A 12339-nucleotide genomic window follows, 5' to 3' on the forward strand; every position below is an offset into this window, starting at 1 on the left:
CGCCGTCGCGGCGGGCCCGCGTCGACGCGGCGCGGTTCGAGATCGTTCCAGCCCTCGTCTTATCCCGCCGGTGGTGCAACGATCTCGCGATGCTCACACGGTCCACGGGGCGGATGGTCGGCGCGACCATCGCCGTGCTCGCGTTCGTCCTCGCCGGCTGCGGCGGCCTCTCCGGCTCCGGTCAGCCCCAGGCCCAGGGCGGCAGCATCGCCGCCAGCGGCGTCAACCTCGCCGGCCAGACCTACACGGTCGGCGGGCAGGAGTTCGACGAGCAGCTGCTGCTCTGCAAGATGAGTGTCGCCTCGCTGCAGTCGGTCGGCGCGACCGTCAACGACCGCTGCAACATCACCGGCTCCGCCGCGGCCCGCCAGGCGCTGCTGTCCGGCGAGATCGACATGGGCTGGTCGTACACCGGCACCGGGTGGATCGCCAACCTCGGCAACACCACACCGATCCCCGACTCGCAGCAGCAGTACATCGCCACCCGCGACCAGGACCTGGCTCGCAACCAGATCGTGTGGACGAACCCCACGCCGTTCAACAACACCTACGCGATCGCCACGACCCGTGCCTTCGCCGACCAGAACAACCTGCGCACCACCTCGGACTGGGCGAACTTCATCAACAGCGGCGACCCGCGCGCCACCACCTGCGTCGAGGCCGAGTTCGCCAGCCGCAACGACGGCCTGCCGAACCTGCTGAAGACCTACGGCGTCACCCGGCCCTACGACGCCCCGCCCGCCCTGACCGTGCTCGACACCGGCGCGATCTACCAGGCCACGGCCAACGCGAACCCCTGCTACTTCGGCGAGGTGTTCACCACCGACGGCCGTATCCCCGCGCTGAACCTCGTGTCGCTCGCCGACGACCGCAACTTCTTCCCGAAGTACAACGCGTCGAACACGATCCGCAAGAACGTCGTCGACCGGAACCCGCAGGTCGTCGAGGTGTTCAACCAGATCGCGCCGCGCCTGACCGACGACGTCATGCTCGACCTCAACGGGCAGATCTCGTCCCAGGGCCGCGACGCCGACCAGGTCGCCCGCGAGTTCCTCACGCAGCAGGGGCTCATCGGCCAGCAGTGATCCCCGCAGTGACCCCCGGCCGGTCCTGACCGAAGGGCACCTTCGCTCGGATAGATCGAGCGGAGGTGCCCTTCGCTCGTCACCGGCGCCGTGTCAGAGGCGGTTGAAGCGGTCCAGGGCCTCGGCGCGCTCGGCCTTGTGGTCGACGATCGGGGCCGGGTAGTCCGACGGCGGCTCGGCGAGGGTCCAGGGCTGGTGGACCTTCTTGCCCTCGATCCCGGCGAGCTCGGGCACCCAGCGGCGGACGTAGTCGCCCTGGGGGTCGAAGCGCTCGCCCTGGGTCACGGGGTTGAAGACCCGGAAGTAGGGCGCGGCGTCGGTGCCCGTGCCGGCGGCCCACTGCCAGCCGTGCTGGTTCGACGGGAGGTCGCCGTCGACGAGCAGGTCCAGGAAGTGCCGCGCGCCCCGCCACCACGGCAGGTGCAGATCCTTGACCAGGAACGACGCGACGGCCATCCGCATGCGGTTGTGCATCCACGCCTCGCCGCGCAGCTGGCGCATCGCGGCGTCGATGGCGGGGAAGCCGGTCCGGCCCTCCTGCCAGGCACGGAACCGCTCCTCGGCCTCCTTGCCGGTGTCGTAGGGCATGCGGTCGAACTTGGTGTCGAAGTTCTCGCGCGCGGAGCGGGGGTAGAACCACAGCACCGCGGCGTAGAAGTCGCGGAAGCACAGCTCGTTGCGGAACGACGTCGGGCCCTTGCCCGCGCCGCCGACGCCCGCCAGCAGCGTCCGCGGGTGGATCACGCCGTACTTCAGGTACACCGACATCCGCGAGGTCGCAGGCCTGTCGGGGCGGTCGCGCAGGTCGTCGTAGTCGGCGAGGTGCTCGTCGAGGAACGCCTCCCAGTGCTCGTGGGCGGCCCGCTCGCCGGCCTCGGGCAGCTCGGCGTCGACGGACTCGTCGTCGGGGACCTTCACCGCCCGCGGCCCGCCGTCCTTCTCCGACGGGTCCATCCAGTCGACGGTCGCGGCGTCGGTGTCGGCCGGCGCGCCCTTCTCCCGCTTGGCCCACTCGCGGCTGAACGGCGTGTAGACCTTGTACGGCTCGCCGTCGGACTTCGTGATCCTCCCGGGCTCGACGGCGTAGGGCGAGCCGGTGCGGACGAGCTCGACGTCGCGCTCCCCCAGCGCCTTCTCGACGGCCTCGTCGCGCTCGCGGCCGTAGGGGCCGAAGTCGGCGGCGACGTGCACGCTCCCGGCCCGGACCGCGCCCGCGAGCTTGGGGATCGCCTCGGCCGGGTCGCCGCGCACGACGAGCAGCCGCCCGCCGAGGGAGGCGTCGAGGTCGCGCAGGCTGCGGAACAGGAAGGTCCGCCGGGCCCTGCCGGCCGGGCCGAGGATGCGCTCGTCGAGCACGAAGACCGCCAGCGCCCGCCGGGCCCGGGCGGCCGCGGCCTCGAAGACCGGCTGGTCGCCGACCCGCAGGTCGCGGCGGAACCAGACGATCGCCGTGTCGTCGCGGTCGTCCCGGGAGTCGCTCATGCCGGACGGCTACCCCGGCGCCCGGCGACTACTCCCGGCTCGCCCGCCCGGCGCGGTGAGCGCGCCGGACCGGGCGAGCGAACGGGGACTTCGTGCGCGTAGAAGCAGCGAACAGCGCGTTCGCTGCCTCAGGAGATCGGAACCTAGCGCTGGTCGAGGCCCACGTAGGAACGCTCGGTCGGACCCGTGTAGACCTGGCGCGGGCGGCCGATGCGGGTGTCCGGGTCGTCGATCATCTCGCGCCAGTGGGCGATCCAGCCCGGGAGGCGGCCGATGGCGAAGAGCACCGTGAACATCTCGGTCGGGAAGCCCATGGCCTGGTAGATCAGGCCGGTGTAGAAGTCGACGTTCGGGTAGAGCTTGCGCTCGACGAAGTAGTCGTCGTGCAGCGCGAACTCCTCGAGGCGCATGGCGATGTCGAGCATCTCGTCGCCGCCGCCGAGCTTCTCGATGATCCCGCGCGCGGTGTCGCGGACGATCGCCGCGCGGGGGTCGTAGTTCTTGTAGACGCGGTGGCCGAAGCCCATGAGCCGGACGCCCGGCTCCTTGTTCTTGACCTTGCGGACGAACTCGTCGGCGTTGCCCTCGTTGTCGCGGATGCCCTCGAGCATCGTCAGCACCGCCGCGTTGGCGCCGCCGTGCAGCGGGCCGAACAGCGCGTTGATGCCCGCGGAGATCGACGCGAAGAGGTTCGCCTGCGACGAGCCGACCATGCGCACCGTGGACGTCGAGCAGTTCTGCTCGTGGTCGGCGTGCAGGATGAACAGCATGTCCAGCGCCTTGGCGACGTCCGGGTCGACCTGGTACGGCTCGGCGGGCAGGCCGAACGTGAGGCGCAGGAAGTTCTCGACCAGGCCCAGCGAGTTGTCCGGGTAGAGGAACGGCTGGCCGATCGAGTTCTTGTAGGCGTAGGCCGCGATCGTCGGGACCTTGGCCAGCAGGCGGACGCTGGACAGGTCGACGTTCGGCTCGTCGAACGGGTCGAGGCTGCGCTGGTAGAAGGTCGACAGCGCGGAGACCGCGGACGAGAGCACCGGCATCGGGTGCGCGTCGACGGGGAAGCCGTCGAAGAACTTCTTCAGGTCCTCGTGCAGCATCGTGTGCCGCTGGATCTGGTCGGTGAACGTCTCGAGCTGCTGCTTGTTCGGCAGCTCGCCGTAGATCAGCAGGTAGCTGGTCTCGACGAACGTGGAGTTCTGCGCCAGCTCCTCGATGGGGTAGCCGCGGTAGCGCAGGATGCCGGCGTCGCCGTCGATGTAGGTGATGTCCGAGCGGCAGGCGCCGGTGTTCACGTAGCCCGGGTCGAGGGTGATCAGACCCGTCTCGCCGAGCATCTTCCCGAGCGCGACGCCCGAGGCACCCTCGGTCGCCTCCACGATCTCCATCTGGTGCTCGCCGCCCGGGTACGACAGCGTGGCGGTGCGCTTCTCGGAGTCCTCGCTGGCCATCGGCAGTCAGTCCCTCTCGCGCTCGTCCGCGGCGGGAGGGCGGCGGCGCCGGCTCGGCGAGCGGAGGTGCCGGGCCGCCCGGCCGGAGGGGGTGTCCCCGCGGCGCGCTCCCGCAGCAGTGGGGGGTTGTTCGAGCGCGAACCGTAGCGCCCGGAAAGCCCGCTGTGCAGTACGAGGACCGACGCCGCGCGACGTGGGGCACGTCACGCCGTGACGGCCGTGTGACGACCGTGTGTCAGGGCTTCTCGAGCTCCCGGCGCCACGGCGGCTCGGCCCCGGCGCGCGAGACCGTCCAGGCCGCCGCCCGGGCCGCGGTGCGCAGGGCGTCGGTCCAGGCGTCGGCGTCGAGGTCCGCGACGGCGCCGCGGTCGAGCGCGTCACGCCCGGCGAGCCAGGCCAGCAGCGCGGCGTGCACGCTGTCGCCGGCGCCGATGGTGTCGACGAGCGGGCCCACGGCGTCCGCGGGCACACCGACGACCCCGCCGCCGCGGGTGTGGGCGGTGAGCCCGTCGGCGCCGCGGGTCAGGACCACCGCGCCCGCCCCGGCGTCGAGCAGGTCCGACGGGGTGCGGCCCCAGCGCTCGGCGTCCTCGTCGGAGAGCTTCACCAGGCCCGCGACCGCCGCGATCGCGTCGAGCCGGGCGACCACGGCGTCGGGGTCGTCGACGAGCCCGGGGCGCAGGTTGGGGTCGAGGCTGACGAGCCGCCCGCGCCCGGCCTCCCGTACGGCGAGCGCCGCGTAGCGCGACGCGCCCGGCTCGAGCACCAGCGACAGCGTCCCGACGGCGACCGCGGCGGTGTCGGCCGGCAGCTCGCCGGGGTCGTCGACGAGGCGGTCGGCGCTGCCCGCGACGTGGAAGGCGTAGTGCGCGGCGCCGGCGGCGTCGAGGGTGACGACGGCGAGCGTGGTCGGCTCGGGCCCGCGCTGCAGCAGGCTCGTGTCGACGTCGTTGGCGTCGAGCCGGCGGACCAGGGCGTCGCCGAAGGAATCGGTCGACAGCCGCGTGAGCATCGTCGTCGGGACCCCGAGGCGCCCCAGGCCGACCGCGACGTTGAACGGCCCGCCGCCGAGACGCGGGGCCAGGGCGCGCAGGGCGGGGTCGTCCGGGTGCTCCTCGCCGGTGGGCACCAGGTCGACCAGCGCCTCGCCGCCGACGACGACCCGCCCGGTCACGACGGGTCCTCCACCGCGATGCCCCAGCGCACCGTCCACGTCTCCCCCGGCGCCAGCACGCGCAGGTCGGTGCCGGAGTGGGCGGCGTCGGGCGGGCAGGTCATCGGCTCCACGGCGACGGCCTTCCCGCGCCCGGCGAGGTCGTCGGGGGTGAACGCCTGCACCCAGCGCACGTCGGGGCCGGCCCACAGGGCGGTGGCGCGGCCGTCGGGCGCGGTCACCACGCCCAGCACGCCGTCGTCGCCCGGGGCGGCGCCGAAGCAGGTGTCCAGCGCGAGGTCGGCGACGCGCCGGCCGCCGCGCAGGTCCTCGTCCGGGGACACCGGGCGCACGGCGGTCGGGATCATCCGCTCGTCGGTGTCGACGACCCGGTCGGCCGCGAGGGTGAGCGTGCAGTCGGCGGGGGCGACGTCACCGACACGCAGGTAGGGATGGGTGCCGACACCCGCGGGGACCGGGGCGTCGCCGGTGTTGGTCAGCGCGTGCGCGACGGCGAGGCCGGTGGGCGTCGCGGTGTAGGTGGTCTCGACGTGCAGCGGGCCCGGCCAGCCCCACCCGGGGTCGACCTCGGCGGCGAGGGTCACGGCGTCGGCGGCGCGCGCGACGACCCGCCAGGGCCGGCGGCGCAGGAAGCCGTGGATGGCGTTGCCGCGGGCGGGCTCGGTGACCTCGAGGTGGTACTCCCGGCCGGCCCAGGTGTACGCGGCGCCGGCGATGCGGTTGGGCCACGGCACCAGCACGCAGCCCGCGCCCATCGGCGGGTCCGCGTCGGCGTCGTAGCCCTCGACGCGGTCCTGCCCGTGGACGCGGAGCACCCGCAGGCCCGCGCCCACCTCGTTGACGACGGCGCGGGTGGGCCCCGCGACGAGGTCGATCTGCTCGCCGGTCGGGTGCACGGCGGCACACGCTAGCGGGTGTGACGATCGGTTTGCGTCTTCCTGACAGCGGTTTCGCCCCCCGGTCCGAGCGGTCACATAGCCGGTCATGACGGACGACACCCCGGAAGATCACGGGCGCCCGCCGAAGGTCGTCATCGTCGGCGGCGGGTTCGCCGGCTTCCAGGCGGCGCGGTCCCTCGCCAAGCGCATGGGCGACGAGGTCGACATCGTCCTCGTCAGCCCGACCAACTACTTCCTCTACCTGCCGCTGCTGCCCGAGGTGGCCGCCGGCATCCTCGAGCCGCGCCGGATCTCCGTCGCGCTCGCCGCGGCCCTGCCGTCGTGCGTGCGCCACGCCCCGGGCGAGGTCGACGAGCTCGACCTCGACGGGCACACCATCGGCTGGCTCGACCCCGAGGGCGTCCACCACGAGACGAGCTGGGACCGGCTCGTGATCGCCGCCGGCAGCGTGCACAAGGTGCTGCCGGTGCCGGGCATCACCGAGTACGCGCAGGGCTTCCGCGGCGTGCCCGAGGCGCTCTACCTGCGCGACCACCTCATCCGGCAGGTCGAGCTCGCCGCGATGTGCGAGGACCCCGAGGAGCGCGCGGCGCGGCTCACCGTCGTCGTGGTCGGCGGCGGCTACACGGGCACCGAGGCCACCGCCCAAGGGTTCCTGTTCACGAAGGAGCTGGCGGCCAGCCGCGGCCTGACGGAGATCCCGCGCTGGGTGCTGGTCAGCCGCGGCGAGGTCCTGTCCGGGCTGGACGCGCACCTCGGGCGCAACGCCGAGCGGGTCCTGCGCGAGCGCGGGGTCGACGTCCGCACCGGGGAGCAGGTCGACGAGGCCACCGGCGACGGCGTGCGCCTGAGCTCGTCGGGCGAGCACATCCCGACCCGCACGCTGCTGTGGTGCGTGGGGGTCCGCCCCGATCCGCTCATCGACGACCTCGGCGTCGAGGTCGACCAGGGCCGCATCGTCGCCGACACCCACCTGCGCGTGCCCGGGCACCCGCACGTCTTCGCGTGCGGGGACGCCGCGGCGGTGCCCGACCAGGCCCGCCCCGGCGAGTACACCGCGATGACCGCCCAGCACGCCGAGCGCCAGGGCAAGCTCGCGGGACGCAACGTCGCCGCGTCGCTCGGGCACGGGCGCGCCAAGGCCTACAAGCACCGCGACCTCGGCTTCGTCGTCGACCTCGGCGGCTTCGACGCGGCCGCCAACCCCCTGGGCCTCAAGATGACCGGGGTGCCCGCGCACGTCGTCGCCCGCGGATACCACCTGCTCGCCATGCCCGGGAACCGCGTGCGCACCGCCGTCGACTGGCTGATGGACGCGCTGCTGCCACGCCAGACCGCCCAGCTCGGCCTCGTGCGCTCGCCGGCGGTGCCGCTGGACAGCGCCTCGCCCGAGGTGCCGCAGCACGGGCTCGGGTTCCCGCACGGGCGGAACCCGGGCCCGGCGGGTCAGGCGGGTCAGTCCTCCGACGCCGTCTTCCCGCCGCGTCCCGGCGGGTCGGCCGAGGCGGCATCGGCCGCGTCGGCCGCGTCCACCGCGTCGGCGTCCGAGTCGTCGTCGGAGTCGGCGTCGGAGTCGGCGTCCGAGTCGGCGCCCGCCGGGACCTCGTCGGAGACGGCCACGGCCTCGGGCGGCGGCGGGTCGCCGGGCAGCGGGGCCCGGTAGCGCCAGAAGACGGGGAAGACGGCGACGACCAGGATCGTCAGCACGATGACGCCGATGCCGCCGACGAACGTGGCGGCGCCGGTGCCCCACGCCTCGGCGGCCGGGCCGTGCCAGAGGTCGCCGACGCGGGGCCCGCCCGCGACCACGACGGTGAAGACGCCCTGCATGCGCCCGCGCATCCGGTCGGTGGCGACGACCTGCAGCATCGTCTGCCGGAAGACGGCGCTGACGAGGTCGGCGGCGCCGGCGACGGCGAGCAGCGTCACCGCGAGCCACAGCATCGAGGTCAGCCCGGACAGCGCGACCCCGAGGCCCCACACGCAGATGGCGATCGTCACCGCGACGCCCTGCCGGCGGATGCCGTGCAGGCGCCCGGAGAACAGGCCGCCGAGCGTCGCGCCGATGGCGATGGAGGCGAACAGCGCGCCGAGGGCGAAGCCGCCGCCGGGAGGATCGCCGAACACCCGCTCGGCCGCCTCCGGGAACACCGCCCGCGGCATCCCGACCGCCATCGCGACGATGTCGACGAGGAACGACACGAGCAGCACCTGGCTGGTCGCGATGTAGCGGAAGCCGGCGACGACGTCGGCGAACCCGGCGCTGCGGCGCACCGCGTGGATCGCCCCGCGCAGCCCGCCCGGGCCGTCGCCGACGGGCAGGCGCGGCAGGTTGAACGCGGCCCAGATCGCGGCGGCCAGGCAGGCGGTGTCGATGAAGTAGAGGAGGCCGACCGAGGTGAACGTCAGCACGACGCCGGCGAGCAGGGGCCCCGCGATGGCGCCGAGCTGGTTGACCGTGAACAGCAGCGTGTTGGCCGAGGGCAGCTGGTCTCTCGGGAGGATCCGGGGCAGGACCGCGGCGCGGGTCGGCTGGTTGATCGCGAGGAAGGCGGTCTGCACCGCGTAGAGCGTCAGGATCGTCCACGGGCCGCCGACGCCGGTGACCGAGACGACGCCGAGCAGCGCGGACGTCACCGCGATGCCCGTACCGGTGAACACCAGCAGCCCGCGACGGTCGACGGCGTCGGCGATCGCCCCACCCCACAGCCCGAAGACGATCAGCGGGACGAGGCCGAACAGGCCGACGAGCCCGACCCACGCCGACGACCCGGTCAGCTGGTAGAGCTGCGTCGGGACCGCCACGACGGTGAGCTGCGCGCCGACGACCGTGACGATCGCCGCGATCCACAGCCGCTTGAAGGCGGGGGTGCGCAGCGGCGTGGTGTCGGCGAGGAAGCCCCGGCTACGTGGCACGTCGGGGATCGTGCGCCCTCACGGCGCGAGGCGCTCGACCACCCACCCGGTGTCGGTGCGCCGGAAGCGCAGGCGGTCGTGCAGGCGGTCGGTGCGGCCCTGCCAGAACTCGACGTGGGTGGGCACGAGGCGCCAGCCACCCCAGTGCGGCGGGGGCGGCACCTCCTCGTCGCCCGCGAAGCGCTCGGTGACGGTGGCGAGGAGCTCCTCGAGGGCCGGCCGGTCGCGGACGACCGCCGACTGCGGCGACGCCCATGCCCCGAGCTGCGAGCCGCGCGGGCGGGTGCGCCAGTACTGCGCGGTCTCCTCGCGCGAGAGCAGCTCGACCGTGCCGATGACCGTGGCCTGGCGCTGCAGGGCGAGCCACGGGAAGGTCGCCGACGCCTGGCGCGTCTGGCGCAGCTGGTGGCTCTTCTCCGAGGTGTAGTTGGTGAAGAACGTGACCCCGGCGGCGTCGACGTCCTTGGCGAGCACGGTGCGGGTGGTGACACGGTGCTCGTCGTCGCCGGTGGCCAGGACCATCGCGTTGGCGTCGGGCAGGCCGGCCTCGCGCGCGGCGCCGATCCAGGCGTGCAGCTGCTCGTGCCAGGTCGCGGCCAGGTCCGCGGCGTCGAGCGTCGCGGCCCGGTAGTCCTCGCGCATCCCCGGCAGGCCCGTCCTCGCAGTCCCCGCCACCGGGCCTCCTCACCGTGTCCGTGTCCGGTTTCCCGCCGCACCGTAGGCGACGGGACCGTGCACGCCACGTGAGCAGCGACACAAGCCGTCCGGCGCACGCTCCGTTGCCCGCCGGGCAGGCCACGACGCACGGTGCTGTTGGGCAGCGGGGCCCCGGGTCCCCGCGTCGCCGACGCGAGGAGGACCCCGTGAGCGCCGCTGGTCCCGCTGCTGCTGCGTCCGCCGTGCCGCCCCCGCCCGGGTACTCGCCGGGCCTCGAGGGCGTGGTCGCGGTCCGCACCGAGATCGCCGAGCCGGACCGCGACGGCGGCGCCCTGCGCTACCGCGGGGTCGACATCGACGACCTGGTCGGCGCCGTCGGCTTCGGCGACGTCTTCGGGCTGCTCGTCGACGGCGACCTCGGCCGTCCCCTGCCGCGCGAGGAGCCCGGGCCGGAGCCCCTGTTCTCGGGCGACGTCCGGGTCGACGCCCAGGCCGGGCTCGCACTGCTCGGGGCGCGGTGGTCGCTGCCGCCGCTGCTCGACGCCACCCCGGAGCGCGCCCGCGACGACCTCGCCCGCTGCGCCGCGACCGCGCTGGCGCTGGTCGCCCGCTCGGCGCGGGGCGCCGGGGCCCCGCCGGTGCCCGAGAGCGCGCTGGCCGTCGACGACCCCGTGGAGCGCTTCCTGACCCGCTGGCGCGGCGAGGCGGACCCGAGGCACGTGCGGGCGCTCGACGCCTACTGGGTGTCGGCCGCCGAGCACGGGCTCAACGCCTCGACGTTCACCGCGCGGGTCGTCGCCTCGACCGGCGCGGACGCCGCCGCCTCGCTGTCCGCCGCGGTCGGGGCGATGTCGGGCCCGCTGCACGGTGGCGCGCCGGCCCGGGTGCTGCCGATGATCGCCGAGGTCGAGCGCAGCGGGGACGCCGCCGGCGTGGTGCGCGGCATCCTCGACCGCTCGGAGCGGCTCATGGGCTTCGGCCACCGCGTGTACCGCGCCGAGGACCCGCGGGCCCGCGTGCTGCGCCGCACCGCCCGCGAGCTGGGCGCGCCCCGCTACGAGGCGGCCGCGGCGCTCGAGACCGCGGCGCTCGCCCAGCTGCGCGAGCGCCGCCCGGACCGGGCGATCGAGACGAACGTCGAGTTCTGGGCGGCGGTGATGCTCGACCTCGCGGGCGTGCCGGCGGCGATGATGCCGGCGATGTTCACGTGCGCGCGCACCGCGGGCTGGGCCGCGCACGTGCTCGAGCAGCGGCGCACCGGGCGGCTCGTGCGCCCGTCGGCGCAGTACATCGGGCCGGGTGCGAGACCGGTGGAGGACGTGGCCCGCAGCGCCTGAGCCGCCCGCCGCCCCGCGACGTGGTGCAGGCGACAGCACGAGCACCGCGACGCTGGGAGGATGCCGCGGTGACCACGTCGACCGACACGCTGCAGATTCCCGCCGAGCTCCTGCCCAGCGACGGGCGGTTCGGGTGCGGGCCCTCGAAGGTGCGCCCCGAGCAGCTCGCCCACATCGCCGACAGCGCGGCCGTGATGGGGACGTCGCACCGCCAGAAGCCGGTCAAGTCGATCGTCGGGCGGGTGCGCTCCGGGCTGCGCGAGCTCTTCTCGATCCCCGACGGCTACGAGGTCGTCCTCGGCGTCGGCGGCACCACCGCCTTCTGGGACGCCGCGGCCGCCGGGCTCGTCCGCGAGCGCAGCCTGCACCTGACCTACGGCGAGTTCTCCTCGAAGTTCGCCTCGGTGACGAAGGGCGCGCCGTTCCTCGCCGACCCGATCGTCGTCTCCGCCGACCCCGGCAGCGCCCCGGAGCCCACCGCCGACCCGAGCGCCGACCTCATCGGCTGGGCGCACAACGAGACCTCCACCGGCGTCGCCGTGCCCGTGACCCGGCCCAGCGGCGCGGGCGACGCGCTCGTCGCGGTCGACGCGACGTCGGGCGCGGGCGGGCTGCCGGTGCAGATCAGCGAGTCCGACGTCTACTACTTCGCCCCGCAGAAGTGCTTCGCCTCCGACGGCGGGCTCTGGATCGCGATCATGTCGCCGGCCGCGCTCGAGCGCGTCGAGCAGATCGACACCGACCGGCCGGGCGGGCGCTGGATCCCCGAGTTCCTGTCGCTGTCGACGGCGCTGGACAACTCGCGCAAGGACCAGACCTACAACACGCCCGCGGTCGCGACGCTGCTGCTGCTCGCCGACCAGATCGAGTGGATGAACGCCGGCGGCGGCCTCGACTGGGCCACGGGGCGCACCAAGGACTCCTCGGACCGCCTGTACCGGTGGGCCGAGGAGTCGTCGTTCGCGACGCCGTTCGTCACCGACCCGGCGCACCGCAGCCGGGTCGTCGGCACGGTGGACTTCGACGAGTCCGTCGACGCCGCGACGATCGCCGCGACGCTGCGCGCCAACGGGGTCGTCGACACCGAGCCCTACCGCAAGCTCGGGCGCAACCAGCTGCGCGTCGGCATGTTCCCCGCCGTCGAGCCGGACGACGTCACCGCGCTGACCCGCTGCATCGACTGGGTCGTCGAACGCCAGTCGTGACCAGCGCACTGGTCCGATCGGGGTAGCACACCCGTCACACGCGCCCCGCCCGTGTCTCCCGTCCACCGACAGGCGGGACACGGGCGCGGCGCGCCTCCCTCGTCCGTGCAAATCCGTCGCCTAGCGTCGGACGGCG

The 12339-nt window shown here is 74.3% G+C and carries 9 protein-coding genes and 1 pseudogene; 4 read left to right on the plus strand and 6 right to left on the minus strand.

The features are described 5' to 3' along the window. Nucleotides 1-89: 89 nt before the first annotated feature. Entirely contained in the window at nucleotides 90-1085 is a 996-nt protein-coding gene (locus tag ACYX4T_RS13940) for a glycine betaine ABC transporter substrate-binding protein (protein WP_476015087.1), read from the plus strand. A 93-nt stretch (nucleotides 1086-1178) separates the two neighbouring features. On the opposite strand, the gene ACYX4T_RS13945 is transcribed toward ACYX4T_RS13940, so the two are convergent. The 4 genes from ACYX4T_RS13945 to ACYX4T_RS13960 all read right to left on the minus strand — a co-directional run bounded on the left by ACYX4T_RS13945 (nucleotide 1179) and on the right by ACYX4T_RS13960 (nucleotide 6085). Further along, nucleotides 1179-2567, minus strand: coding sequence for a cryptochrome/photolyase family protein (locus ACYX4T_RS13945; RefSeq protein WP_476015088.1), 1389 nt, complete (start codon nucleotides 2565-2567; stop codon nucleotides 1179-1181). Between the two features lie 143 nt (nucleotides 2568-2710). Further along, complete coding sequence (locus ACYX4T_RS13950; protein ID WP_476015089.1) at nucleotides 2711-4015, minus strand: citrate synthase; 1305 nt, start codon at nucleotides 4013-4015, stop codon at nucleotides 2711-2713. A 235-nt stretch (nucleotides 4016-4250) separates the two neighbouring features. Beyond that, on the minus strand, nucleotides 4251-5189 hold the full coding sequence (locus tag ACYX4T_RS13955) for a carbohydrate kinase family protein (RefSeq protein WP_476015090.1): 939 nt from the start codon (nucleotides 5187-5189) through the stop codon (nucleotides 4251-4253). Next, nucleotides 5186-6085 carry an aldose 1-epimerase family protein gene (locus ACYX4T_RS13960; RefSeq protein WP_476015091.1) on the minus strand — a complete coding sequence of 300 codons (900 nt, stop codon included), beginning with the start codon at nucleotides 6083-6085 and terminating at the stop codon, nucleotides 5186-5188. The genes ACYX4T_RS13955 and ACYX4T_RS13960 overlap by 4 nt, the downstream gene beginning before the upstream one ends. Nucleotides 6086-6173: 88 nt before the next feature. Here ACYX4T_RS13960 and ACYX4T_RS13965 point away from each other — a divergent pair. Next, nucleotides 6174-7490 (plus strand): annotated as a pseudogene (locus ACYX4T_RS13965) (NAD(P)/FAD-dependent oxidoreductase); the annotation flags it as partial. 53 nt (nucleotides 7491-7543) lie between these two features. Here the strand turns inward: ACYX4T_RS13965 and ACYX4T_RS13970 are convergent. Further along, nucleotides 7544-9004 (minus strand): MFS transporter, encoded by a 1461-nt coding sequence (locus ACYX4T_RS13970; RefSeq protein WP_476015092.1) that lies wholly within the window; start codon nucleotides 9002-9004, stop codon nucleotides 7544-7546. Between the two features lie 18 nt (nucleotides 9005-9022). Then, nucleotides 9023-9646, minus strand: a complete 624-nt coding sequence (gene pdxH / locus ACYX4T_RS13975; protein WP_476015275.1) for a pyridoxamine 5'-phosphate oxidase — start codon at nucleotides 9644-9646, stop codon at nucleotides 9023-9025. 221 nt (nucleotides 9647-9867) lie between these two features. Between pdxH and ACYX4T_RS13980 the strand changes: the two genes are divergently transcribed. Beyond that, nucleotides 9868-10998 (plus strand): citrate synthase 2, encoded by a 1131-nt coding sequence (locus ACYX4T_RS13980; protein ID WP_476015093.1) that lies wholly within the window; start codon nucleotides 9868-9870, stop codon nucleotides 10996-10998. Nucleotides 10999-11066: 68 nt separating this feature from the next. Next, nucleotides 11067-12203, plus strand: coding sequence for a phosphoserine transaminase (serC, locus tag ACYX4T_RS13985; protein WP_476015094.1), 1137 nt, complete (start codon nucleotides 11067-11069; stop codon nucleotides 12201-12203). The last annotated feature ends 136 nt before the right edge of the window (nucleotides 12204-12339 follow it).

This window comes from Actinomycetospora sp. ABD4_176, assembly GCF_056311855.1.

Coding starts and splice junctions, on each gene's coding strand:
- ACYX4T_RS13940 (WP_476015087.1), top strand. CDS start 90: ATGCTCACACGGTCCACGGGGCGGATGGTCGGCGCGACCATCGCCGTG.
- ACYX4T_RS13945 (WP_476015088.1), bottom strand. CDS start 2,567: ATGAGCGACTCCCGGGACGACCGCGACGACACGGCGATCGTCTGGTTC.
- ACYX4T_RS13950 (WP_476015089.1), bottom strand. CDS start 4,015: ATGGCCAGCGAGGACTCCGAGAAGCGCACCGCCACGCTGTCGTACCCG.
- pdxH (WP_476015275.1), bottom strand. CDS start 9,646: ATGCGCGAGGACTACCGGGCCGCGACGCTCGACGCCGCGGACCTGGCC.